Below are 26386 nucleotides of genomic sequence, written 5' to 3' on the forward strand. Positions count from 1 at the left end.
TTATCGCTTCAACTGGAATAAACAAAATAACGAGCACATATGTTTAAGCAGTGGTCAATTGTTGAAAGGGATGAAGAGCATGTCACAGCTGAGCTTTGAAGACAATCTGTTAACAAAAGTAGCTTGGTACTATTATAAAGATCAATTAACCCAGCAAGAAATTGCTTCACTTCTTCACATTTCAAGAAATAAAGTCGTTCGGTTGTTAGATAAAGCACGGACGGAAGGTGTCGTCACATTTCACATAAAAGGTACTGGTTTACACTGTTTAAGCATCGAACGTGACCTTATAAAAAAATTCCATCTAAAAGATGCTTTCGTTATTCCAACGCCAACTGAGGATTATGCATTTTCACTCGGAAAAGCTGCCGCACAATATTTAGAAACTCAATTGCAACAAGGCAATTTACTTGGGATTGGCTGGGGCGAAACGATAAGTAAAATGCTAGAAAACATTCATTTTGAAACTTCTATGAATCTTTCAATCGTTACCCTTACAGGTGGTGTTAACCATTATATTCCGAGAAAACAAAACTACTTGAACTACATGCAAGGCGATCTTCACATCATTCCTACCCCTTTTCTAGCATCCACAACCCAAATGGCACAAAGTATTCTATCAGAACCGAGCGTGAAAGATATGCTTCACGTCGCTTCACTTGCTCATACAGCAGTAGTCGGCATTGGAGGTTTATCTCAAGATGCCACAATTGTAAAAGAAGAAAAATTAACGCTACATGAAATGACATATATACGTAGTCAGAACGGAGCCGGAGATATTTTAGGTCAATTTTATAATACTGATGGAAAACAATTAGAGCTTCCCCATCATAACCGTCTTATCGGCACACCACTCTCTGTTCTTCAAAGTATGAAACATGTCGTTGGTGTAGCTGGCAGCACTGAAAAGTTAGACGCAATTTTCGGCGCCTTAAAAGGAAAATTCATTCATACATTAATTACCGATGAAGAAACTGCTCTCTCCTTATTAAGAAAGGAAGGTGACTCTTAATGTCTACTCTATTAGCTTACGATGCTGGTACAGGAAGTATTCGAGCAGTCCTTTTTGATTTAAACGGTAATCAACTTGCAGTCAGTCAAAAAGAATGGATTCATAAATCCGATAGTCGTTATCCCGGTTCTATGAATTTTGATGTAAAAGAAAATTGGCAGCTCGTCCAAGAATGTACAAAGGATATGCTGCAAAAAAGTAATACGTCCCCCTATTCTATTAAAGGCATAAGTGCAACGAGCATGCGCGAAGGCTTTGTTTTATACGATAAAAACGGGCAAGAAATATGGGCTTGTGCAAATGTTGATGGCCGCGCATCAGCGGAAGTTAGTGAACTAAAACAAATACGTTCCGAAATTGAAGAAGATTTATATAGAAAATCCGGTCAAACTTTTTCGTTAGGTGCTTTACCTCGCTTACTTTGGATTAAAAAACATGAACCAGACGTGTACAAAAACATTCATTCCTTTACGATGTTAAACGATTGGATTTTATATAAATTGTGCGGCGTACTGCAAATTGATTCTTCAAATGGATGTACGTCCGGTATATTCGATTTACAAAATAGAGCTTGGGATAACTCCATCGCTGAGCAATGCGGTCTTACTCTAGCCTTTTCTCCAAAAGTAAATGAAGCTGGTACAACTATTGGGAATGTCACAAAACGAAGTGCTGAATTAACAGGATTACATGAAGGAACTCCTGTCGTTGCTGGCGGCGGAGATGCACAAATGGCATCACTCGGAACTGGAGTTGTTAAGCAAAATCAAACATTAATATGCGGGGGTAGCTTTTGGCAGCAAGAAGTTAACATTACTGAACCAATAACGGATCCGCATGCTGCGATTCGCGTAAATTGCCATGTCGTTCCTAAACTTTGGCAATATGAAACGATCGCCTTTTTCCCAGGCCTCGTTATGCGCTGGTTTCGAGATGCTTTTTGCCAAGAAGAAAAGAAACTCGCTGAAAAACTCGGTGTAGATGCATATGAATTGTTAGAAGAACAAGCGAAAGACGTACCTGTCGGCTCACATGGCATTATCCCTACTTTCTCAAACGTCATGAACTATATCTCTTGGCGTCATGCCGCACCTTCTTTTTTAAATTTAAGCTTAGATGCTGACAAATGTGGGAAGAAAGAAATGTTCCGCGCTATTGAAGAAAATGCCGCCTTCGTTACACTTGGAAACTTAAAACGAATTGAAAATCTCACAGGTACATTCCCTTCTGAAGTTGTTTTTGCTGGCGGTGGTGCTAAAGGAAAACTATGGCCTCAAATTCTATCAGACGTACTCGGCATTCCTGTAAAAGTACCCGTTGTGAAAGAAGCAGCTGCTTTAGGAACTGCAATTGCTGCTGGTGTTGGCGCTGGAATATATTCATCTATGGCAGAGACTGCCAAACAGTTTGTACAGTGGGAAAACACATTCGAGCCAGTCACTGAAAATCATGAACTCTATAAGGAGTTCTATGAAACATGGAAAACCGTATATGACAGTCAGCTCGCTTTAGCCGATAAAGGGCTCACCTCACATATGTGGATTGCGCCAGGTGCGCTGTAACACATTACATAAAGGAGTGATTTCTATGCTTAAAGTGAATGAAGATGATTTCACCTATCGCTTCGGTGATAACGGGCCTAAATATTTAATACAAGGTCCAAATATCGATCTTGGCCTAGTCGTTATTCAGCCTGGACAAGAGTTTCAAAATCACTATCATACAACGTGCGAAGAAGTCTTCTATGCGTTAGAAGGCGAAATAGATTTCTATGTAAATAACGAAAGAATTCCAATAAAACAAGGAGATGTCTTGCAAGTTCGCCCTCATGAATCTCACTATCTTATTAACCATTCCGATAAGCCTTTTAAAGCTGTTTTTATAAAGTCACCACATTTACCAAATAAAGATACAGTGCAAACTGAAAATCCAACATTAACGAAGGAGTGATTCCTAATGACTTGGGGATTTAAAAATCGATTAAATACAATTTTACCTGATGGCAGAGCGGTTATGCTAGCGATAGATCACGGTTACTTTTTAGGGCCAATTCACGGACTTGAACAACCGTTAGAAACAGTTAAAAACTTGCTTCCATATACTGATTCCCTCTTTTTAACACGAGGCGTATTAAGTTCCTGTATACCTGAAAACTGCAACACACCGATGGTTATGCGTGTATCAGGCGGGGCAACTGTAGTAGGCAAAGATTTAGCGAATGAAACAATTGTTACACCGGTGAAAGAAGCAGTAAAACAAAACGCAATTGGCGTCGGCGTTTCTGTCTTTGTTGGATCAGACTATGAAACACAAACTGTTTCAAATCTCGCAAACGTAGTCTCTGAAGCTCACGATTACGGCCTGCCAGTACTCGGTATTACCGCCGTTGCGAAAGAACTACAAAAACGTGAAGCTCGCTTTTTGGCACTCGCCTCCCGCGTATGTGTTGAAATGGGAGCTGATATTATTAAAACGTACTACTGCGAAGGATTCGAAAAAATCACAAGCACATGCCCTGCTCCAGTCGTAATCGCGGGCGGCCCAAAACTAGATTCAATCGAAGACGCATTAAACATTACGTACAACGCGCTGCAAGAAGGTGCAATCGGAGTAGACATGGGCCGAAACATATGGCAGTCCGAACATCCGGCTGCGATGATTCAAGCAATACATGGCATTGTTAAAAATAGATTGAATGTGAAAGAGGCGCTGGAACTATATAATGATGTGAAAAATTAAGGTGAAAAGATGGACTATTTATTATAACGGGTTCAGTTAAGAGGAGTAAAACTTGTTTTGACACTCAAACTACACAAGGAAAAGGATGGCACTTGCCATCCTTTTTGACATACATTGAACTTTTATTGTTTTCAAGTTTCCTTCTTCGACTAACGAGCCAAAAATTTTAATCAACCTTTAACTTTATAGCTTTTGTAGCAATAAAAGTTTTAATATGCTTATCTAATATCCTTGTTCCACCAAAATCATCCTCGTAAAAACCCGTTATAACAAAACCAGCTTCAACTTGACCTTGGATTTGATCTTCTAGAGTATGTGCGTATTCTATTGTTTGATTTATATAATCTTGAACTTCATCCTCTGGTAAATAATCCAATGTTGATGAAGGTATTGAATGTTTAACATCCAAAATACCTTTTTGTTCTTGGTTGTCATCAAAAATCCATAGTAAAGGATTTGTAAATCCAGAAATAAGAATACCTTTATTCTTTAAAACCCTTGAAATCTCATTCCATACAAGATGAACATCTTTTACAAACAAATTAGAAACAGGATTTACGACAATATCAAAATATTCATCTTCAAAATCACTAAGGTCTGACATATCTCCTTGTACTGTTTTTAAAGTTAATCCATCCCGTTCCGCTACCATTTCATCTTGTTCCAATTGCTTCTTAGATATATCAGTAACTGTTACATCTGCTCCAGCAGCAGCCAGTACTGGTGCTTGTTGCCCTCCACCTGATGCTAAACAAAGTATCTTTAATCCCTCTAATGACTTTGGAAACCAATCTCTAGGAACTGATTTTTCTGTGGTGACTGTGATTTCCCATTCACCTGATTTACTTTTTTCAATAACCTCACTACTTACAGGTTGAGTGTATCTAGAACCTTCTTCAACCTTCTTATCCCATGCATTACTGTTTTGTTGTGTAGTATCCATTATAATGATTCCTCCTAACTATCTAGTTGCATTTTAATTGTGACATTATTAACTATTTACACCCTTTTTCTATTAACCTGCCGATAGTTAATAAATGGTTTTCTATATTTATTTTAACACATAAACATCCTATTTTTCGAAATATTCAAATTAATTGATTATATTGCAAAAACGAAAATTGTTTCAGTTATAATAAAATATGAAAACAAAATAAAGGAAAAGAGGAATGATTATGCAACGAATGCCTTTTGAACGCCCTACTGATCATTATGATGAACACTTATCTTCTATTGATGAAAAAATTTGCTCTTTATTAAAAGAACGGAAAGAACTTTCGAATGGGAATCCAGGTTTCCCACCAGATGAAGCCATTTCTAATTGGGCAAAGCAGAACGGATTATATCCCGATTATTTAAATTCATTATTCTCATCTATGATGGACGAAGATGAGTTTAAACCTCGCGTCGAACCGACTAAGTTTAAAAAACATATACCCGTTTTAAAAACTTATGAACATAAAGAAGATGTGTATACTGTAACCTTTATTCGTCAATATTCTAACGCTAGTGTAATTTACTTATATAAAGAATGGGATTCGAAAAACAAAACACTTAACGAGAAAAATACACATAGCCTTGTTGAATTATCGATAAGTGATACATACGATTGTTCGGCAGAAGGATGGACTGGAACAGATGGACATGTGAGCTACCAATTTGTAGTTTCCCCTACTCTTCCTGATAATTTGTCTGGAATAAGCTTACGATTTAAAGAGCAAAGTATGCCATTTATGAAAGATCAAGCTATGCTTGAGTTTGAAATTCAATTAGATTAATAAATAAATGAGCTGTCTCATAAGTCGGATTTCTGACTAAAAGATGCGTTATTTTATCCCTTTTAATCTATTTATCTAAAAGCGTGTATTTATAGTGAAAAATGGAAAGAAGATCGGAACTGAAAGGCTGATTAAGGAACTATTGGGTAGTAATAAAGTTACTCCACTACAGGGCCAGATTGTGTAATTGGAATATGATTAATAGAGAAGCAGAATGTTTTATACTAATGTAGAATGCTTATCTTGAATCTTTGCGAAAGGAATGTCTATTTATGTCTAAAATGGTTAACATGCTTTCTATTTTATGGCTCCTCAAAACGAGAAAACAATTGACTGCTAAGGAATTAGCAGAGGAATTAGAAATCAGTATTCGTACGGTGTACCGCTATATTGATGCTCTGTGTGCAAGTGGAGTACCAATTATTTCAGATGCAGGGCATAATGGTGGGTACAGTTTACTGAATGAGTTTACAAAGGCACCCTTGTTTTTTAATTTGGATGAGCAGAAAGCGCTTGTCCATGCTGCAAAATTTGCAATAGATGCAGGGTATCCCTTTAGTGAAGCACTAGATACATCAATTTTTAAATTGAAAATGTATACAAATGAGGAACAATTGAATCATATCAATCGTCATTTAAGAGGGTTTGAAGTCATCCATCCTACTGTCGAACCCTCTTTGAAATCTATTCTTCAAGATTTAGAAATTTCTGTTGCCGAAAGTTATAGGTTATTTATTGTTTATCGTAAGGGTGGAGAAATCGAACCTCAATCACGTCATATTGATCCTTATGGTCTTGTTTATTGGAAAGGCAAGTGGTACACAGTAGCTTATTGCCATCTGCGTAAAGAAATTCGAAGTTTTCGAATCGATCGTATTCAAACATTATCCAGAACAGATAAAAAATTTGATCGGCCCTTGGAATTTTCAGCGCGTTCTTTCTTTCTAAAAGACATTTTACCTGATTCAAACCAACTTAAAGAACTCATTTCTGTCCGTATCCAAGGCATGCCACATGCGCTTGATGATTTATGTCAGCATTGGTTATTTAACCATGCTTTAATAGAACGAAAAAACAATCAAGCCCTTTTTAAGGTTGATATAGAGTCTATTCATACTTTTGTACCTTACCTCCTTCTCCCTTATGGTAAATCTATTAGCATTCTGGAACCAACTTTATTACAAGAAAGATTAGCAACTATCAGCTTTGAATTATTCAATCATTATAAAAACCCTTCACTTCACTGACCGTAATTGTCAGTGAAGTTTTTTTATAATGTACATGTAGCGAATTAAATTTTTAGGAGGCATAAAAATCATGAAGAATTTGATGTATGAATTTTATATTGCAGGCTCACCAGAGGCAGTTTGGAAGGCATTGATTTCTCCTGAGGGTACAAAACAAATTTATTATGGGTCCATCATTCGATCTACATTTCAAGTGGGCGATCTCTTGGAATATGTAGGTCCTGGATTAGATGGAAATGAAACGGTGCATGTATACGGAAACGTATTGGAATATGAACCAAATCAGTTACTTCGATTTACTCACTATCCTGGAAAGTCTTATATGAAAGATGATCGTGCATTTGAGTCAAGGATTTCTTATATTCTAAAGCCTATTGGATCATGCACGAAATTAATACTCATTCATGACCAATGGAAAGAAGATGATCCTTATTATGAGAACAGCAACAAGGCCTGGTGGATGATATTAAATAATACAAAGACTTTAGTAGAAACAGGAAGTACACTAGACTTTGGTGAAATCTCATAGGTCCATCATAAATGATTTAACAGAAAGAAAATATTGGATTTCAGCTCCTGAACGAATTTGTATTTTAAGAATTATGTTTTTGGGCCTAGCTCACTGATTGTGAAGTAAATAACTTAAATGTGACTTAAAAAACTTAACCGTGACCTAAAATTTTTCTATATAACTGATTTCTTTGAGAAAATGATTAAACTTTTTTATAACACCATAACTGAAAACTGCTAGAGAATAATCCATTTTAATTAATCTCTTTTCAAAATGGATTATTCTTATTTACCATATAATATGGGTTTGTGGAGTGTTTTTGATTAAACTTTATTTCAAGCCAACACATTGATACCTCCATATTTCCCCTATTATTTACCTTAACTAAAAAAACAGCTAGTTAACCTGTTAAATGAGAGTAGTTCAAATGATTAAATTTAGCTTTTTGAATAACGAGCATTATGATAACAAGCCCCTTTCCAAACTGGATAAGGGGCTATATATACACCTTCAAAGAATTATTCTTGATGAGTGCCATTCAGTTTTGAGACTTTCTTACCATCTCTATAGTCAAGGCAAGATACTTCAATTAACAATCCATTAAACATTGTAAAATAAAAACCATAACTACTACCTCTCATTGAATACGGTTCCTTGTCTATTTCAATGCCACCAGCTACTAAACGATTATATGATTGATCAACTTCACTTGAAGTTTCCACTAAAAAACCAATATGAAAAGCTTCAGGATACATAACTTCCTTATTCCCCTTAAATGCTTTTGGATCACTTAGCACAAGTATAAATCCACTCTCATCACTCATTACTACAAGTGCCTTTCCCTTTTGCTCCAAAAATTGAAAATCAAAAAATGTTTCAAAGAAATGTCTAGCTTCTGATAAATCATCAACACATAGATTCATATGATTTAACTTCATTTACTCATCTCCTTTTAAGCAGAGGGTATATATACTCATATTGATAACACTTACATATGTAAAGAAAGATATACCGTCTAAGACTTTTTTATAGTCTTATGCTTTTTCCTATAGCTTAGAACGTTTTTCGAAATGAATGCAATCATATGAAAAATTCGACATGGAGTATCGATTTACCTATATAAATCGACAAGTGTTATAGCCATATTATTTATTCTCCAAATTAAGTAAAATCCACTCAATCAAGAAAACTGCTGAAGAGATACGCTCTGTCGTATCACCTAAAAACAATTTATTTATAAAACCTGCAAAATTCGTCGGTACTTTAGATAATGTTTCAATATATTTCAAAGCAGATCCAGCTGGAGGTGTTGGTCTGTTATTAATAGCCCATATTCCCTCTAGCAATGTCCACATTGATGTGTGAACTATGTATGAAGCTTTTAACTCATCGTTTGCTTTCAAAGCAGCCTGAATTTTAATAAGCGAACTATGTAACCAATGAGAAATGCCTTTTACTTTATCACTAGAAACAGAATAATTTTCATATTTATGTTGAGCTATTTCCTTTAACCTTTTCAACTCACCGTTACTATCAAATAAAATTTCTCCTTCTAGAAAAGAGTATAATTCCATTGGATTATTTTTAAAGTTTAATTGAATTCTATTAAAATCTGCATACTTATATTCAATTAAAATACCTTCTCTCTTTTCAGAATGAAAATCTTTCTTTTGTCCATTCTCTAAAAGAACGTATAAATCTAAATCGGATTCGGGGTATGCGTCACCTCTTGCTATAGATCCGATGAGCATTAATCCACACTCTTCATTCCTAGCTATATATTCATTTAGAATTTTATGTACTAACTCTTTATGGTTTTCATATGTAATAAATGAAAGATTTTCTATCATTTTTACCCTCCAAAGTTATTGAGCACGTAATAGAATTCCTATAAGAATATATCGATATTTCTCAGTTTCTAAAATACGCAAACACCTTTTAAACGATATTGAATTATATTTTTTCTCATACATTTCCATTATAAACACTGCTAATTTTTACATACCTAGCTCTATTTTATTTTCACATACTTGTGAAATGCTTAGTCACATTGCTTACTATTAATTCTTTGTGCAATTGGGTGATCATCCTTTAGTTGCAACAGATCCCATAAATTCCCGTATAAATCCTTAAATACTGCAACAATTCCGTATGATTGCTCTTTCGGTTCTCTCACAAATTCTATTCCTCTTGAAATCATTTCATTATAATCTCTCCAAAAATCGTCAGTATTTAAGAAAAGAAATACTCTACCGCCTGATTGGTTACCAATAAAGGGCTCTTGCTCAGGTTTAGATGCCCTAGCTAGTAATATTGTTGTGCCGACTGAACCTGGAGGAGATACCACTACCCACCGTTTGTTTTCTTCTGGCTGATAAATATCTTCAACTAATGTGAAATTTAGTTTCTTTGTATAAAACTCTATTGCCTCGTCATAGTCTTTTACTACTAATGCAATATGAACTATCGATTGAACCATTATTGTCCCTCCTAATCTTACTCACTAATCGAGTTTATATTATAACATTTCTAGTTTTAACCTGTCCGTTAATTCTTCTTACATCGCATGCGAATCATTCTCTTTATTCAATATAAATAACCATCTATCAGTAAGCAGATAGATGGTTATTTATTCGAAAGAATATAATTAAACAAATGTATTTTTACGACTGTTGATAAGCCGATTTCGATGATTTCACATAATAAACCCCGTGCTCAACCTTAATGATATGATCTGGTTTTGGCTTACCGCGGCCCGCTCTATGTCCAGCTAAATGCTCTTCACTCGTTTCCCAGTTTTTCCATGCTTCTTCCGATTCCCAGCGAATCATAACTACTACTTCTTCATCTCCGCGTCTTATTTTTTTAACGAGAACACTTAAGTCGATGAATCCTTCAAATTTTTCAATAATGCCTTCTCCTGTAAAACGCTCTACAACTATATCTGATGTACCTTCTTTTACTGTAAATGTTTTCGTTTCGATAAACATATATTCCACTCCCTCTTTGTAATACGAATACTAGTATTCTTCTATTATAATTGATTATGATAATTATTTTCAATTATAAAGTTTCAAATCTTTAGAATTATGCTGACTTCTCTTCAATCGCCTCATCTAAAAATTTGAAATACGGGAGCAATATTCCTATTAAAGAAGTGACACATATAATCGAGCCAATGATAAAGTATAGTACTCTCACTCCCCACATTTCACTCAGTATTCCCCCTAATAACACACCTAATGGCATTGCCGATCGTATGAAAAATAATCGCACTGAAAATACTTTTCCTATCATATTATTTGGGACAGTTTGTTGGCATATCGTCGTATTATGAACATTGAAAAATGAAATGCAAATACCAGAAATTACCTCGATTACAATCGCAATAATAATACTATTATTTAAACCTAGTGAAATGTAAGTAAGGCCCCCTACGAATAATCCTCCAAGCATAAGTAATCTACGGCTTCTATACTTCACTTTCCCAACTAACATGGAACCAACTACATAGCCAAGTGGGAATCCTGCCATAAAATAACCGTATTCAGCATACCCTGCCGATAGTTCGTCTTTAATATAAGGAAGATTCGTAACCATCGTTACTCCTACTCCAAATTGAACGAATGTTAGAAAGATACCAAGCCAAACGATAACTGGTTTTGTGAAAAAGTATGTAAAGCCGTGAAGAAACTGCTCTAGCCACGTTTTTCGAAGTTCTTGCTGTACCCTCTTTTCTTTTATGAAAAGCAATAATCCTCCGCTTATAAATAAACACATACATACGAAAGATAGCGTAAGTTCGATTCCAATAAATTTAATGACGATACCACCTATTACTGGCGCGAGAAACATCATAAGACGAGTCATTCCATCAATATACGCATTCGCGTCTTGAAGCTGCTCTTTATTCACAACAGTTGGTGTAATCGCTTGGCTCGCAGGGGTATAAAGAGGCGTAATGAGACCAACTATAATTTGGACAACGTAAATGTGCCAAACTTCTATACCGCTAGTAACTAGCATCACCAAAGGCAGTAAGAAAACAGATGCCCGCATCCATTGCGAAAAAATCATAATCCACTTTCGGCTCCATTTATCAATAAATGGGCCACTTATAAGTTGCAGTATGAGAGAAGGAATTAGATATAGTAACCACATACTGCTTAATGCTGTTTTCGATCCTGTTAACTCATATACAAGAATTGAATTACATAACGTCCCGAAAGCCCCGCCTAATTCTGAAATTGCACTACCAATCCACATATAAAAGAATGAACGGTTTTTCAATACACTTTTCACTATAGCTCACCAACTTTTCTATTAAATTCCTCCCTTTATGTACATTCTCGTTGTATATTATCTATTCAAAAATGCATCTAATTCTTTCGCTAAAGACTGCACTGCTTTCTTTCTCAATACATATTTTCCGTCTTGAATATCAACTAACTTTGCTGAACGTAAAAGTTTCAAATGATGGTGTACTGTCGATTTTCCTAGTTGTAATCTTTCCGTTATTTCTTGCAGCGTACGTTCTTGTTCAAATAGTAGTTTTACAATACGAAGCCTTGCCTCGTCCCCGAGCGCCTTATGTTTATGAACTAAAAAATAACTCGGCTCATACGGATCTTCTGGATGTATACTTTCATTTGCGACTGGATAATGAAACACTTTCGTATCTTCAATATCAGCTTCTATGTTCCACGGTCTGTATGTAATTTGCGGGATAAGAAGTACGTGATGAACACTTGGCTCTGGCATATATGTAACGCCACCTGTTGCCCACTCTACAAACTCTTCCGGTTGCATCTTTTTATTCATTTCATTTTTCGCTTCATAATCTCGCTCTAGTATAGAAACAATTTCTTCTGCCTCTTTTTTAACAACACTGTCATACCACCCTGTCATAACGGCAATTAAATGCGTTTTTAGTTCACGCACATCGGCATGACATACAAACTCTATATACGTAGAGAAAAACTGATGATCATGTGTCAGCTCCTTTAGTTCGTGTATTACAGATGCTTCTCCGCTTGCGGCTAAACGTCTTTTTTCTTGATGGATTTCTCCTAAAAACGGTAAGCACACATATTTAAAATCTACTTCCGATAGCGAATTGATATTATGAATAAACTGAGATAAATCCGTAAAATCTCCATCATACAGTAACTGTAGCAACGCTTTCCATGTATTATGCTTCTCAACAAATTGTAAATGCTCTATCATTTCATGTGATAAAGATTGTCTAATTTCTTCCCATTCACTTTGAGTCTTTTCAAGAGTATCGATTAACCTCTTATGAGTAATTGCCGCAATGCCAAGTGCGCATTCGAAAAGTATCGAATACTTCATTTCAACGTTGTACGTTTCCCTCTTTCTACTCGTCACGTGAAAGACTTCCATTTTATCCCCTCCTTATTTGCTATGTATTTAATTCTATTTTTATCGAATTATACCTTCTAATTTTTTAGAATTTTAAAACTTTCTGAAATTTTATATTGCTACAAGTTTTAAATTTAAGCTGCAGTTAATTTTCTTGTTCAACTATGAGGCAGGTTTATTGAAGAGAAAGGAGAATTTATTACGTTTATAAAAATGATTTTGAAAGCATAAGTTTATTTTTGCAATTGCTACAACGGCGCCGTATTGTTCTTTTAGAAACTTCCAAACATCAATCAGATGATAAGTAGGTACGTTTCTACCTAATTTCTCTAACACTTATTGCCGGTCTATCTCATAGTTAAGGAGGCTATACGAATGAGTAAAAAAGAAATGTTGCAAAATGGAGTCAAGCAAGTTTTTTACGAAGAAGAATGGTACCCACCGATATCAGAAGCGTTAAAGAATCTTACCGCTGCACAAGCATGTTGGCACCCAGAAGGAAAGGCCAGTAATACGATTTGGGAAAATGCAAACCATTTACTAACCTTTAAAGAGCGCTTACTTTCCCGCTTACATCAAGATGACACATTTGTTGCTCCACAAAATAATGATGACACGTTTTTCCAAGGTGGACCTAATGATGATGATGCTTGGCAACAAACAGTGAAGCGAACACTCCAAGTACATGATGCCTTACAATCTTCATTAACATCCCTTCAAGAAGCAGAACTGGATCAACCAAGTCCGTCTCTACCAGTTTGGCAACAATATATGAATATCCTATTGCACGATGCATATCATACAGGTCAAATTATACAACTTCGTAAACTCCAAGGTTCATGGCCATCTCATCGTTCATATTTATAAAGTGAAACTTTAATCAGTGGGAGTTTTACTGCCCACAAATAGCGGGATAAGCAATGATTAAAGATGATAGATAAGCATATGATTCTACATTTAGCAAAATAAGTACAAAAAAAGCAAATGAGATTCTAACTCTCATTTGCCTTTTTGCGTGCTGGGGAAACATCCTGCAATGAATTATTAAGCTTAATTAATATTCAACAAATAATGTTCAATGGATAAAGTAAAACTTTAATTAGGCATTTCCGGGCCATTATCTCCCGCCTAACTTCCTCGCATTCGCCGCTTATCAATTCATCTGCGCATCGTTCAATATCCCAATTATTTCACTCAACATTTCTTCTGTAAAAGCACCTGCGCTAAAGTTCACTAATGCTCGTAATGGCATATAGTTCAGCATAGCGTCCATCATTTCAGAGGCATCACTATCCCCTTCAGTCATACTACCAAATGGACTGTCTTTTAATGCTTTTTCCATAAGCCCTTTTGCGATTGGTGCTAAGATTGGGTCCGTAAATATGTCCCCAAGTAACGTATTACGATGCACTGGTTTTTGAATTATAGTCGTTGATTGAACATACATGCTATCATGTAAAACGATCTCTTTTGAAGACTTTCCTACTAAAATCTCAAATTCACCTGTTTCAACATGCCAGTCCTTTAATTCAACATTATAATAAGCAAATGATCTTTTATTTAAAGTAAAGCTAACCGTTTTTTCTTCTCCCGGTTGCAATTCTACTTTTTCAAATCCTTTTAGCTCTTTTTCAGGACGAGTCATACTGCTTTCAACATCTTTTATATAAAGCTGAACAATTTCTTTCCCTGCTCTACTACCAGTATTTTTCACGTTCACACTGATAGAAACAGTGTCCGTATCCGTTATCTCTTTCTTATTTATTGAAAGATTACTATACTCAAAATTTGTATAGCTTAATCCAAAACCAAATGGGAACAACGGTTCAATATTTTTCGCATCGTAGTAACGGTATCCGACGAACACACCTTCTTTGTATTCCACTTTGTCCCCTTCACCAGGGAAGTTTAAGTAAGAAGGATTATCGCTTAACACTTTCGGGAATGTTTCCGCTAATTTCCCGCTTGGATTCGCATCACCAAATAATATATCGGCAATCGCCCCGCCTAATGCTTGGCCACCTAAATAGCCTTCAAGTATTCCTTTTACTTTACCTATCCATGGCATTTCAATTGGAGCACCGTTACTTAAAACTACAACGACATTACTTTGAACTTCAGCGATAGCCTCAATTAATTGCACATGATTTTCTGGCATTTGTAAATGTTTTCGATCAAAGCCTTCAGATTCATAACGATCTGGAAGTCCAACGAAAAGGACCGCTGTATCTGCTCGCTCTGCTATTTTTTTTGCTTCATTAACCATGCTTTCATTTACATCATCACTGGCAATGTCATAGCCTTGGGCAAATAATATGTTCGTTTTTTCACCTGATACCGTTTCAATTTCTTCGAGAATACTTTCAAGATTTGTTGGATTAATATGAGAGCTTCCGCCACCTTGAAAACGTGGTTGCTTTGCAAATCCTCCAATTACTGCTACCGTTCCCTCCTTTTTCAGCGGAAGAATGGAATCTTCATTTTGCAACATAACCATACTTTCACTTGCAACTTCTCTTGCAAGCTGATGATGTGCGTCCTTACTATACACAGCGTTTTCTAATTGGTTATCATAAGCCTTAAAAATAATGTAAAGAAGACGCTCTGCTGCTTGATCAAGCTTTTCTACAGCTAGCTCACCACAGTTAACTGCATCGACAATTTTCTTCTCACCAATTCCAAAGCTTGAAGGCATTTCTAACTCCAAACCGTTCGCTAGACTTGCAACACGCTCATTTACTGCACCCCAATCAGAAACAACAAAACCTTCAAATCCCCATTCATCTTTTAAAATATCATTTAATAAATAGTTATTTTCCGAAGCGTATTCACCATTCACTTTGTTGTAAGCGCTCATTACTGTCCAAGGCTGTGCTTCCTTAATAACATCTTCAAAGCTAGCAAGATAGATTTCACGCAATGTTCTTTCATCAACAATTGCATCTACAGACATTCTGCGATGCTCCTGATTATTAGCAGCGAAATGTTTTAATGACGTTCCAACCCCTTGACTTTGTACGCCTTTAACATGGTTTGCAGCCATTTGTGATGATAAATACGGGTCCTCTGAAAAATATTCAAAGTTTCTTCCGCATAGCGGCGAACGTTTTATATTTGCACCTGGTCCAAGGAGAACTCCTACATTTTCAGCCTGACATTCTTCTCCTAATGCAACTCCTACTTGTTTTATTAATTCTTTATTCCATGTACTTGCTAACCCTACTGCTGAAGGGAAACAAGTCGCTGGAATACTGTTATAAATCCCTAAGTGATCTGCTCCCTCTGCCTGTTTTCTAAGTCCGTGTGGTCCATCAGTTACCATAATTGAAGGAATTCCTAATCGCTCAATCCCTTTTGTATTCCAAAAGTCTAATCCAGAACATAGACTTGCCTTTTCTTCTAATGTCATTTGTGAAATGATTTTCTTAATATCCCTTTTCATGATAGCCCTCCTAAAAAATAATTAAGTAAACGTTTTCTTAATGTCATTATAGTTATTATTTTTTAGATGTTATGGTATATTTTTTAGAATACTGGTAAAAAATTTAGCTGATTTTTAAAGAATAGAGGTTAAAATAATGAGTTTCTCCAAACTAGAGGATTTATATTATATTTGTAAATTAGTCTTTGACGTACATAAAACACCTGTCTATTTTCTTAATAACAATGGAGATTTAGTATTTGAAATCTCGTCCAATATTCAGCATAACCCTATGTATTCTTCAAAAGAGGCGATACTTAATGAAATATTTAAAGAACAGCCTCCCTTTACTTTTCCGTCATTAGAAGAGACAGCCTTTCTTGAAAATTTTTTCGCAATTAATCTGCGTTTGAACGACCAAATTAGTGGGAACATCATTGTTGGACCCGTCCTTTATTCCAGGCTATCAGAAACATCAATTAAAGGTATCGTTAATGATCTTCAACTAAAAATAGACAAAGAAGAAATGATTCGATATTATCGTTCTCTACCCGTATTAAATAATTTGAGTTTTTTAAATATAAGTTTAGTGCTTTATTACATGCTGTATCAGAAACAATTGAACATAGCAGATGTTCTGCAAAAAAACATGCTTGTAAAAAAGGTAGAATTTAAAATTGAACAGCCTGAAATACATATATCGGAGCAACGACAAAGTACATTAACTCATATCGATCCACTAGCTGAGAGGAAAATATTTGAGTGTATTAAGCAAGGGAAAAAGGATGATTTAATTAAAAATCTAAGGAGATTACCTGAATCAGGAGAGCTTGGGGTGTTATCAAAGACGAGTCACCTGCGAAGCCAAAAAAATTCTGCCATTGCAGCTATTACACTTGCAACTAGATCTGCGATAGAAGGAGGACTTTTCCCTGAAATCGCATATACTCTTAGCGATTTATTTATACAAAAACTCGAAGAAATACATAAAAATGAAGCCATTGCCCCTTTTTTGGAGAATGCTTTACTTGAGTTTGCAGAACGTGTCAAAAATGGTACAATGCAGCAACATTCCAAACCTATAAACGAATGCCAAAATTATATATTTACTCATCTTTATGGTGATATTACACTAACTATCCTTGCAGAAATAGTCACATTAAACCCTAGTTATCTATCTTCCCTTTTCAAAAAAGAAGTTGGAATTTCTCTAAATGAATATATTCAGCGTGCCAAAGTAGATGAGTCAAAAAAGTTAATGACTTATACGAGACATTCTATATCCGAAATTTCTACATTATTAAATTTTCACGACCAAAGTCATTTTACAAAGATTTTTAAAAAACATACTGGTATTTCACCTAAACAATTTAAAAATGGATGCAGCTATTAATTCTCCTTCGTTCTACCAATAGATTTATTTTGTTGCTTTACATTATTAATACGTATCCTTTATAAAGCGAAAAAACATTAATTTTTAGTACATAAATTGAAATAGACTAATCCCAAACATAATTTACATTCTTCATAACTTCTGATCATAATCCAAATTTGGAAGAATAGAGGCTTTTTTATATACAAATAATAAAGCGAAACTTTAATCAGTGGGAGTTTTGTCCATCCCCACTGATTATTAGCCTTCACCAATCGGGCATTTATGGGCAGTTAACTCCCACCAACTCCCTCGCATTCGCGAATTTTGAGGTGGAAGTCTTACTGTCTGTTAATGCGGGATAAGCCTCAAGGAGTTGTTGACATGCATTTCATATTAAATATGTTAGGGATTTTCGTTGTAATATTAATCGTTTTCCTATGTTCGCCTAATAAAAGAAAAATAAAATGGAGACCAATTGTTATTCTAATAATATTGGAGCTTTTTATTACGTGGTTTATGTTAGGCACGAAATTGGGCAGTATTATCATTAATAAAATTGCGTCATTTTTCAGTTGGCTACTATCATGTGCGAATGAAGGTATTCGATTTGCATTTCCTTCAGCTATGGAAAATCAAACAGTTGATTTCTTCTTTAGCGCCTTACTTCCTATCATTTTTGTTATCACTTTTTTTGATATTCTTTCGTATTTTGGAATCTTAACTTGGATTATTGATAAAGTTGGTGCAATCATTTCAAAGATTTCTCGTTTACCAAAGTTAGAAAGCTTCTTTTCCATTCAAATGATGTTTTTAGGAAATACGGAAGCACTTGCAGTTGTTCGTGATCAATTATCTGTGTTAAAAGAAAATCGTTTGTTGACTTTTGGAATTATGAGTATGAGTAGCGTCAGCGGATCCATTCTTGGTGCTTATCTATCAATGGTTCCAGCAACATATATTTTCAGCGCTATTCCTTTAAACTGTATTAACGCATTAATCTTGGCTAATGTTTTAAATCCTGTAGAAGTTACTAAAGAAGATGATGTTATTTATTCACCTTCAAAAAATGAAAAAAAAGATTTCTTTTCTACTATTTCAAACAGTATGTTAGTTGGGATGAATATGGTTATTGTTATTTTAGCGATGGTAATTGGGTATGTAGCTTTAACAGCATGTTTAAATGGTATTTTGAGCTTTTTTGTAACAGGTTTAACAATTCAAAAAATCTTCTCGATTATCTTTAGTCCCTTCGCTTTTTTACTTGGTTTATCAGGAAAAGATGCTATGTATGTAGCTGAATTAATGGGGATAAAAATAACAACGAATGAATTTGTTGCAATGATGGATTTAAAATCAAACCTAAAGTCTTTACAACCACATACAATTGCAGTTGCAACTACATTTCTAGCTTCTTTTGCAAACTTTAGTACAGTAGGTATGATTTATGGAACTTACAATTCATTATTTGGCGGGGAAAAATCATCAATAATCGGTAAAAATGTTTGGAAGCTTCTTGTTAGCGGAATGGCTGTTTCCTTATTAAGCGCTATGCTTGTGGGGCTTTTTGTATGGTAAATGAATAATTGTAATAAGATGAAGACACTTAAACTGAATTGGGTGTCTTCATCTTATTACTTGTTCTTTTATAATTCTTATCTCCGAATCTGTCCATTTCCACGAATCACATATTTTGTGGAAGTCAATGCAGGTAGCCCCATTGGTCCCCTTACGTGTAGCTTTTGTGTACTGATGCCAATTTCTGCGCCGAATCCGAATTCAGATCCATCAGTAAAACGAGTTGATGCATTATGATACAGTGCAGCCGCATCAACAGATGTGAAAAACTTACTGACGTTTTCCTCGTTCTCTGTAATAATCGCTTCGGAATGCATGGATCCATACGTATTTATATGATGAATCGCTTCTTCCGTAGTGGAAACCACTTTAACTGCCAGTGTGAGAGATAAAAACTCTGTTTCCCAGTCTTCTTCTGAAGCTAATGCAATAGAAGAATCAATTGCCAATGCTTTATTATCACCACGTAGCTCCACGCCTCTTTCCTTCAAGGAAGAAAATAGCTCGCTACCAAATTGTTGCGCCCAATTCTCATGAAGTATAATCGTTTCAATTGCATTACATACAGATGGACGCTGCGTTTTTGCGTTTATAATAATATTAAATGCCATTTGTTTATCCGCTGTTTCATCAATGAAAATATGACAATTTCCCGCACCTGTTTCAAGTACTGGAACAGACGCTTCTCTCACTACAGTATCTATTAACTGCTTGCCGCCTCTTGGGATAAGAACATCCAAGTACTCATTCAATGTAAACAACTGCTTTGCACTATCGCGCGTTGTATCTTCTATGAGCTGTACGCTTTCTGGAGGCAAGCTTGTTTGTTTAAGCGCTCGGTGAATAACGCTAACGATGGCTTTGTTAGAATGAATAGCAGAAGAACTACCACGTAGTATTACTGCGTTTCCTGTTTTCAAGCAAATTGTAGCAGCATCCACTGTCACATTCGGCCTTGCCTCGTAAATCATTCCGACAACACCAAGTGGTACGCGCATCTCCTGAATAGATAATCCATTTGGTCGTTCCCATGCACTAACACATTCTCCAACAGGATCACGTAAATCAATTAGTTGCTTAATACCTTCAGTCATATCAATGATACGCTGTTCATTCAGCATAAGACGATCAAGAAGAGAATCAGAAAATCCTTTTGCCTTCCCTTCTTCAATATCCCGTTTGTTTTCCTCTAAAATATAAGCTGTTTCTACTATCATCTGATCAGCAATCGCAGCAAGTGCTTCGTTTTTTTGATTTGTAGATTTAAGTACAAGTTCTCTAGCAATTTCTTTCGCCTTTTTCCCCTTTGCCAACACTTCATTCATTTTTATTTCCTCCTTTTTAAGGTTAATCAGTTTTTATTTGAGAACCATTTAACACCAGTATCTAAATCTTTCCTGCCCATTAAAATTTGAGTGCTCTCTTTTCTTAAAATGAAACCCAGTGATCTCTATGGATGACTTCATAATTATGCCTTTCCCCTCTTGCTTGAATATCTTGGCTCTGCATACCTTTTAGATCCTTTAGTTCCTCTGCGCTATATGTGCATTGTCCTTTTCCTATTACGCGCCCTTGTTGCGTGATTACTTCCACGACTTCACCCACTTGGAAAAATCCTGACACATTTGTAACACCAGCAGGAAGAAGACTCTTTCCATGTTGAATGATGGCAGTGGCTGCCCCCGCATCTACTTCAATTTGTCCGCTAACAAGCGAATGCAAGGCGATCCATTGCTTGTTTATCTTAATCACTTTTTGAGGAGCATTCCCGATATATGTTCCATCACCTTTGCCCTTCATAACATCTAAAAACTTCTCCTGTTCACATCCCGTTCCGATAAATACACTCACTCCAAGAGATAGTGCCGTCTTTGCAGCATCGATTTTTGATTTCATACCGCCAGTCCCAAGTTTTGAGCCCGCATCTCCAGCAAGAGAAGCAATTTCTTCCGTTACCTCAGGAAGGAAATGATATTTTTTCGCATCCGCATTTTTCTGAGGATTTTGGTCATATAAACCGTTCACATCTGTAAAAATCATGAGCATATCTGCCGAAACAAGTCCGCTTACTAAAGCTGACAGCATATCATTATCACCGAACGTCAGCTCTTCTAAAGAAATGGAATCATTTTCATTGATTATAGGAAGAGCGGAACGATTTAGTAGCTCTCCTAAAGTAGCGTAAGCGTTACTGTATTGTTCTTTTCTAGAAAAGTCACTTCTCGTTAGTAAAAGTTGTGCAGTAACGATACCATATTTACGGAATTCCTCCGTGTATGCCTGCATTAATAAACTTTGCCCGACAGCGGCAGCAGCCTGTTTCCCTTTAATTGTCACAGGTCTGCTAGGATACCCTAGAGCAGAAAAACCTGCAGCGACTGCCCCAGATGTAATCAACAAAACTTCATGCCCTTCCTCTTTCAATCGAGCCAATGCGGCAACGTGATTTGAAAGTTGTTCTTTACAGATGCCTCCATGACTTGCTGCCAAGGAACTGCTCCCAATCTTTACAACAATTCGTTGTTTTTTCACTTTTTTATCCCCCAAGTCTAAAATCAAAGTTTTTATAAAGTGAAACTTTAATCAGTGGGGGTTTTGTTCATCCCCCCACTGATTATTAGCCCTCACCAATCGGGCGTTTATGGGCAGTTGATCTCCCACCTAACTTCTTTGTTCCACCTGAATTTTGAGGTGGGAGTTTTACTGCCCGCAAATAGCGGGATAAATTACACTTTTATTTATACAGTTTGCAGCTATGTCTATCCTCATCAATGCTGCACCTATAGTACTAAAGGGCAAAATAAAAATGACCGCTTCGCCCTTAATAAAATAAAAAGGACGAAACGGTCATTGTTCCGCGGTACCACCTTAATTGATATACATAGATATCCACTTGGCGCCTATAACGCAGGCGTACGCCTAAACTTTCATTTAAGACTCAGGGATAGGTTCGATACATTCTATACGAGGAATCTTTCAGCCGGTGAATTCCACTCTCTTTCGCAAGAAGACATATGTACTATTTCCCTTCAACGATTTTCGGTTTAATTTTTTATATTATGCGATATAATTTGATTTGGTGTCAAGAAGTATTTTTAAAAATAAATAGAGCGGCAAGTTACTTGTATGAAATTATTACCCTACTGAATGAAAATACAAATCGATATAAATTTACCTCATATTCATCAACATAAAACCTAAAATTAAAGTGTATATATTTACATAATGTCGAATATAATTGATTTTCAACTTTTGGTGTTGCAAAAAGGAATATATTCTCTTAGAATGTTTCTTTATATTGCATGGAGATGTTATTGTTATTTTAAGATAACAATTTCAAAATGATATAATTTATTATAAAAGGAGCAAGATTGAGTTATTATGGATAAACAAATTGGATTCATCGGTTGCGGAAATATGGGAATGGCTATGATTGGTGGGATGCTAAACAAAAAGATAGTGTCTGCAAATAATATTCTTTGTTCGGATTTAAACACTACGAATTTAAAAAATGCTAGTGAAAAATATGGGCTAACTACAACTACTGACAACAATGAAGTAGCTAAAAATGCTGATATTTTAATTTTATCAATTAAACCAGACCTATACGCATCAATCATTAACGAAATAAAAGAAATAATCAAAAACGATGTTATCGTCGTAACGATCGCTGCCGGGAAAAGCATTAAAAGTACTGAAGAAGCTTTTGCTAAAAAATTAAAGGTTGTAAGAGTAATGCCTAACACCCCTGCTCTTGTTGGAGAAGGAATGTCTGCGTTATGCCCTAATGAAATGGTGACAGAAAAAGATTTAGAAGATGTGCTAAACATTTTCAATAGCTTTGGTCAAACAGAGATTGTAAGCGAAAAATTAATGGACGTTGTAACATCTGTAAGTGGTTCTTCGCCAGCATACGTATATATGATTATAGAAGCGATGGCAGATGCTGCCGTACTAGATGGTATGCCAAGAAATCAAGCATATAAATTCGCAGCTCAAGCTGTATTAGGCTCTGCAAAAATGGTACTAGAAACAGGAATACATCCAGGTGCATTGAAAGATATGGTTTGTTCTCCTGGCGGAACAACGATAGAAGCTGTAGCAACATTAGAGGAAAAAGGCTTACGAACAGCAATCATTTCAGCTATGCAGCGTTGTACGCAAAAGTCTGTTGAACTATCTAGGCAAACTAAAAAGTAATAAATAAGTGTAAAGAAACCCACTTTAAATACATTCACATATCTTTAAACAGTTTTAGACTATATGTACATTACATTTACATACTCCTCCTTTTTCACCAGTAACTGAACGGACAAATTCAAGGATAATTGAGTTTGTCCGTTTTGTATTTTGTTATCTTAAAATAATTTTACTGTTCTTATTATCATTTATTTTATAGCGTAATACCCTTTTATCATTAAGGTAACATCATTTTTATATGTATTTGCTGCAGATTGTATTAAGTTTTAAATCATACGTTTCTTGTAAGACATGATGCACACCAGATGAAATATACTCAGAGACTAAGCATAATATCTATTGAAAAAAGTAATATCAATCGCCTCAAATTGTTAACATAATATTTTTATCGTCCTCTAATATTAATACCTACTATTCCTAATCCACCTCCATTACAATTTAAATCATTTAAGTTTTCTCCATATCGTGCATCTACTAGTTAAACAAAAACTCCCCTTAAATCGAAAATGATTAAGGGGAGTCAGTCATATTTGATGAAGTTATAGTTCTGATTTTACTGGAATAGAAACATTGTTTTTCACTAATTTTTTGGCGTCTTTAAAGCTAACAAAATTGTTGTTTTGCTCATCCCAAAGACGGAAACGGAGTGACCGCAAACTTGTAGCAAGAGTAATCGTTGGTACATTCTTTAAAGGAAGCGTATTATTGTGTGCCTCTTCTAGTTTATAGTTAGGTACTCTTGGACTTAAATGGTGAACATGATGAAATCCAATATTACCAGTTAAAAATTGCAAGATTTTAGGTAGTTTATAAAACGAACTTCCTTCCACTGCCGCTTTCACATATTCCCACTCTTTATCTTCTTCAAAATAAGAATCCTCGAATGTGTGCTGTACGTAAAACAGCCAAATACCTATTGAACCTGCTATTAAGAATATGGAACCATGTACTAAAAGAAACGATTGCCATCCGATTGCCCAGCAAAGTAACCCTACTAAAGCAACAATTAAAACATTCGTCAAATAGGTGTTCATGCGTTCCTTCTTTCTAGCACCTTTTCTGTTAAATCTATTTTTAAGTAGAAAAACATAAATCGGACCTAACACAAACATAACGAATGGGTTGCGATATAAACGATATGCTAAACGGAGTCTAAATGGCGCTGCTAAATATTCATTCACTGTAAGCGTCCAAATATCTCCTGTACCTCGCTTATCCAAATTACCACTTGTAGCGTGATGAACGGAATGCTCATGCCCCCATTGATCAAACGGGAATAAAGTTAAAACACCCATACATGTCCCTACTATTCTATTTACACGACGGCTTTTAAAGAAAGAATGATGGGTACAATCATGAAAAATAATGAAAACCCGTGTCATAAATCCAGCGGCTAACACAGCTGGAACTAATGCTAACCAATAAGAAACGGACAAACTTTTATAAGCAAGGTACCATAAGATAATAAATGGCACTACCGTATTGATGATTTGCCAAACACTTTTTTTTGCCGTTGATTTTTCAAAAGGAGCAACTTGTTTTTTTAAATTTTTAGTATTTTGTAAGGTCATTTTTTCTAATTCCTTTCCTTTATGTTGCTAATTCGTATTATAACACATTATTAGTAGCAGGTGTTATACGTAGGTATAATAAATATTTTATACTATGAAAATCTCTTTTTTCTTACTCATTCCTTACAAATTACTTACGTCCAGAATAGCTTCTATTATAGGATAGAAGGAGCATTTGTGCCGGAAATTTCGAAGTTTTTCCAAATAAATACATTAATTAAAAAGAAACACAGAATTTTTCCACTTCTGTACTGCCCCGTTTCCACAATCAGAAGTGAACTGTCCCATAAGTCGGTGTCACCGACTTTGATATGCTCCTCTTAGTCTCGTAATGTTCACTTGTTGCAATTGATTTTACCGGAACTGGATCTATTTCATGAAACTAATCAAATTACATTTCAAATAAAAAACTAGTCTATTTTGAAAACTTCCCTCACTTTTATTCTATATAAAATGTAAAAATTTAATGTCCGTTTATTTAATTTCAAATCTATGATATATTCAAAATATTAATCACACAAAGTTAATAAAATGAAAACAAGGGAAATTTATGAAAAAACATATTTTATATTCATACTAAAATCACATAGTTTTTAGTATAGAAAGGAGATTCAAAATTTGAATAAGAATTTAACCAAAATTACATTAATAAGCGGTCTCGCTCTTATACTTTATCATTTTTTCAAATGGTATTTAGTTGAATTCCTTACCCCATTTGTTATGCCATTTCTTTCAATAATAGTTCATGGATTGTTTTTTTTAATATTAATTTTCACAATCATACATCTCATTAAATACAAAAATTGGAAACCGTTAATTGTTCAACTAATCATAGTAATTACTTGGATATGTATACCATTTAATGAGATTTATATAAATTTAGATTTTATTATCTATAAAGAAGACCGTGAAAAAGTTATAGCACTTATAGAACATAAAGAGTTAACTCCTAATGTTCATTATGATAGTAGACAAATTCATTTACCTAAACAGTTTGCATCCACTTCCAAAAACGGTGGGGATGTAATTATTCAACAAAATAAAAATGGTATTTCTGTTTTCTTTTTTACTTATCGTGGTATATTAGATAATTTTTCAGGATTTATTTATACACCAAATGATACTAAACCAAACAAATACGACTTTAATAATGAATATAAAGAAATCACAAAAATAGAAAAAAACTGGTATTATGTCACATCATATTAAAGAACACAAAAATTTTCTTTTAATTATATTAAAAACATACCGTATTTATAGAAAGGGAATGCTTGTATACTATATACTGATCTGTACTGCATTCCCTAATTAGGCCCGAAACGGATTCTTGTCGTATTAGCTCATTCAAGGTGATGCAATTTTTTTACAAGCGATACATCTTTTTTATCATATACGTCGCTTTAACACCACTCAATATAGAGGTTGCTGTTTCAAATGACTCGAACCTTAACATAGGAGTAGCATCACACATCCATCAACTTAAGAATTTTCTCGTTTTGGATTATTTGTTTTTCTCAGCTTGATTGTGACAGGGCACTGCCAACAAAAAGCGATTTTCGTACGCTAAGCAATCTT

At 35.2% G+C, this 26386-nt stretch carries 23 protein-coding genes and 1 other annotated feature; of the genes, 12 read left to right on the forward strand and 11 right to left on the reverse strand.

Going from position 1 to position 26386, the window contains the following annotated elements:
* Positions 1 to 79: 79 nt before the first annotated feature.
* Genes I6L50_RS20925 through lsrF form a run of 4 tightly spaced genes read left to right on the forward strand, consistent with a single transcriptional unit; the run spans position 80 to position 3751 of the window.
* Complete coding sequence (locus I6L50_RS20925) at positions 80 to 1012, forward strand: sugar-binding transcriptional regulator (RefSeq protein WP_219302818.1); 933 nt, start codon at positions 80 to 82, stop codon at positions 1010 to 1012.
* A complete protein-coding gene (lsrK, locus tag I6L50_RS20930; RefSeq protein WP_219302820.1) occupies positions 1012 to 2574 on the forward strand; it encodes an autoinducer-2 kinase in 1563 nt (520 codons plus the stop codon). Before I6L50_RS20925 ends, lsrK begins: the two co-directional genes overlap by 1 nt.
* 25 nt (positions 2575 to 2599) lie before the next feature.
* Complete coding sequence (locus I6L50_RS20935) at positions 2600 to 2962, forward strand: cupin domain-containing protein (RefSeq protein ID WP_002147097.1); 363 nt, start codon at positions 2600 to 2602, stop codon at positions 2960 to 2962.
* Between the two features lie 6 nt (positions 2963 to 2968).
* Positions 2969 to 3751, forward strand: a complete 783-nt coding sequence (lsrF, locus tag I6L50_RS20940) for a 3-hydroxy-5-phosphonooxypentane-2,4-dione thiolase (RefSeq protein WP_003190261.1) — start codon at positions 2969 to 2971, stop codon at positions 3749 to 3751.
* Between the two features lie 166 nt (positions 3752 to 3917).
* Here lsrF and I6L50_RS20945 read toward each other — a convergent pair whose 3' ends face one another.
* A complete protein-coding gene (locus tag I6L50_RS20945; protein WP_219302822.1) occupies positions 3918 to 4694 on the reverse strand; it encodes a class I SAM-dependent methyltransferase in 777 nt (258 codons plus the stop codon).
* A gap of 232 nt (positions 4695 to 4926) precedes the next feature.
* On the opposite strand from I6L50_RS20945, the gene I6L50_RS20950 reads away from it, so the two are divergent.
* The 3 genes from I6L50_RS20950 (at position 4927) to I6L50_RS20960 (ending at position 7305) form a co-directional block, all read left to right on the forward strand.
* Complete coding sequence (locus I6L50_RS20950) at positions 4927 to 5529, forward strand: hypothetical protein (protein ID WP_219302824.1); 603 nt, start codon at positions 4927 to 4929, stop codon at positions 5527 to 5529.
* Positions 5530 to 5801: 272 nt separating this feature from the next.
* Positions 5802 to 6776, forward strand: a complete 975-nt coding sequence (locus I6L50_RS20955) for a helix-turn-helix transcriptional regulator (RefSeq protein ID WP_219302826.1) — start codon at positions 5802 to 5804, stop codon at positions 6774 to 6776.
* Between the two features lie 70 nt (positions 6777 to 6846).
* Complete coding sequence (locus I6L50_RS20960; protein ID WP_002147085.1) at positions 6847 to 7305, forward strand: SRPBCC domain-containing protein; 459 nt, start codon at positions 6847 to 6849, stop codon at positions 7303 to 7305.
* Positions 7306 to 7805: 500 nt separating this feature from the next.
* On the opposite strand, the gene I6L50_RS20965 is transcribed toward I6L50_RS20960, so the two are convergent.
* From I6L50_RS20965 to I6L50_RS20990, 6 genes are all read right to left on the reverse strand, one after another.
* Positions 7806 to 8225, reverse strand: coding sequence for a VOC family protein (locus I6L50_RS20965; RefSeq protein ID WP_002066004.1), 420 nt, complete (start codon positions 8223 to 8225; stop codon positions 7806 to 7808).
* 207 nt (positions 8226 to 8432) lie between these two features.
* A complete protein-coding gene (locus I6L50_RS20970; RefSeq protein ID WP_219302828.1) occupies positions 8433 to 9137 on the reverse strand; it encodes a nucleotidyltransferase domain-containing protein in 705 nt (234 codons plus the stop codon).
* 191 nt (positions 9138 to 9328) lie between these two features.
* The gene (locus I6L50_RS20975; RefSeq protein WP_016091644.1) at positions 9329 to 9766 is read right to left on the reverse strand and encodes a VOC family protein; all 438 of its coding nucleotides are present in this window, start codon (positions 9764 to 9766) and stop codon (positions 9329 to 9331) included.
* 184 nt (positions 9767 to 9950) lie between these two features.
* A complete protein-coding gene (locus tag I6L50_RS20980; RefSeq protein WP_219302830.1) occupies positions 9951 to 10277 on the reverse strand; it encodes an antibiotic biosynthesis monooxygenase family protein in 327 nt (108 codons plus the stop codon).
* A gap of 97 nt (positions 10278 to 10374) precedes the next feature.
* Positions 10375 to 11589 carry an MFS transporter gene (locus I6L50_RS20985; RefSeq protein ID WP_219302832.1) on the reverse strand — a complete coding sequence of 405 codons (1215 nt, stop codon included), beginning with the start codon at positions 11587 to 11589 and terminating at the stop codon, positions 10375 to 10377.
* A gap of 57 nt (positions 11590 to 11646) precedes the next feature.
* Positions 11647 to 12690 carry an ArsR/SmtB family transcription factor gene (locus tag I6L50_RS20990; RefSeq protein WP_219302834.1) on the reverse strand — a complete coding sequence of 348 codons (1044 nt, stop codon included), beginning with the start codon at positions 12688 to 12690 and terminating at the stop codon, positions 11647 to 11649.
* Positions 12691 to 13044: 354 nt separating this feature from the next.
* Here I6L50_RS20990 and I6L50_RS20995 point away from each other — a divergent pair, with 354 nt between their 5' ends.
* Positions 13045 to 13536, forward strand: a complete 492-nt coding sequence (locus I6L50_RS20995; protein WP_219302836.1) for a DinB family protein — start codon at positions 13045 to 13047, stop codon at positions 13534 to 13536.
* Between the two features lie 286 nt (positions 13537 to 13822).
* On the opposite strand, the gene I6L50_RS21000 is transcribed toward I6L50_RS20995, so the two are convergent.
* Positions 13823 to 16111: a glycoside hydrolase family 3 C-terminal domain-containing protein gene (locus I6L50_RS21000; RefSeq protein ID WP_219302838.1), complete on the reverse strand. Its 2289-nt coding sequence runs from the start codon at positions 16109 to 16111 to the stop codon at positions 13823 to 13825.
* 136 nt (positions 16112 to 16247) lie between these two features.
* Between I6L50_RS21000 and I6L50_RS21005 the strand changes: the two genes are divergently transcribed.
* Both I6L50_RS21005 and I6L50_RS21010 read left to right on the forward strand, forming a co-directional pair.
* Positions 16248 to 17483 carry a helix-turn-helix domain-containing protein gene (locus I6L50_RS21005; RefSeq protein WP_002084845.1) on the forward strand — a complete coding sequence of 412 codons (1236 nt, stop codon included), beginning with the start codon at positions 16248 to 16250 and terminating at the stop codon, positions 17481 to 17483.
* 363 nt (positions 17484 to 17846) lie between these two features.
* Positions 17847 to 19040: a NupC/NupG family nucleoside CNT transporter gene (locus tag I6L50_RS21010; RefSeq protein ID WP_078203511.1), complete on the forward strand. Its 1194-nt coding sequence runs from the start codon at positions 17847 to 17849 to the stop codon at positions 19038 to 19040.
* Between the two features lie 77 nt (positions 19041 to 19117).
* Here I6L50_RS21010 and I6L50_RS21015 read toward each other — a convergent pair whose 3' ends face one another.
* Positions 19118 to 20365 (reverse strand): glutamate-5-semialdehyde dehydrogenase, encoded by a 1248-nt coding sequence (locus I6L50_RS21015; RefSeq protein ID WP_219302840.1) that lies wholly within the window; start codon positions 20363 to 20365, stop codon positions 19118 to 19120.
* 103 nt (positions 20366 to 20468) lie between these two features.
* Positions 20469 to 21572 (reverse strand): glutamate 5-kinase, encoded by a 1104-nt coding sequence (gene proB / locus I6L50_RS21020; RefSeq protein ID WP_219302842.1) that lies wholly within the window; start codon positions 21570 to 21572, stop codon positions 20469 to 20471.
* A 299-nt stretch (positions 21573 to 21871) separates the two neighbouring features.
* Positions 21872 to 22082, reverse strand: a binding site (T-box leader).
* A gap of 339 nt (positions 22083 to 22421) precedes the next feature.
* Here proB and proC point away from each other — a divergent pair.
* Positions 22422 to 23240, forward strand: a complete 819-nt coding sequence (gene proC, locus I6L50_RS21025) for a pyrroline-5-carboxylate reductase (protein ID WP_016091652.1) — start codon at positions 22422 to 22424, stop codon at positions 23238 to 23240.
* A 539-nt stretch (positions 23241 to 23779) separates the two neighbouring features.
* Here the strand turns inward: proC and desA are convergent.
* Positions 23780 to 24811 (reverse strand): Delta(5) desaturase DesA, encoded by a 1032-nt coding sequence (desA, locus tag I6L50_RS21030; RefSeq protein WP_219302844.1) that lies wholly within the window; start codon positions 24809 to 24811, stop codon positions 23780 to 23782.
* A 618-nt stretch (positions 24812 to 25429) separates the two neighbouring features.
* On the opposite strand from desA, the gene I6L50_RS21035 reads away from it, so the two are divergent.
* On the forward strand, positions 25430 to 26020 hold the full coding sequence (locus tag I6L50_RS21035) for a hypothetical protein (protein ID WP_219302846.1): 591 nt from the start codon (positions 25430 to 25432) through the stop codon (positions 26018 to 26020).
* Positions 26021 to 26386 lie beyond the last annotated feature (366 nt).

Origin of the sequence: Bacillus sp. FDAARGOS_1420 (assembly GCF_019344915.1) — a bacterium.
GTDB classification, from domain to species: Bacteria; Bacillota; Bacilli; order Bacillales; family Bacillaceae_G; genus Bacillus_A; species Bacillus_A mycoides.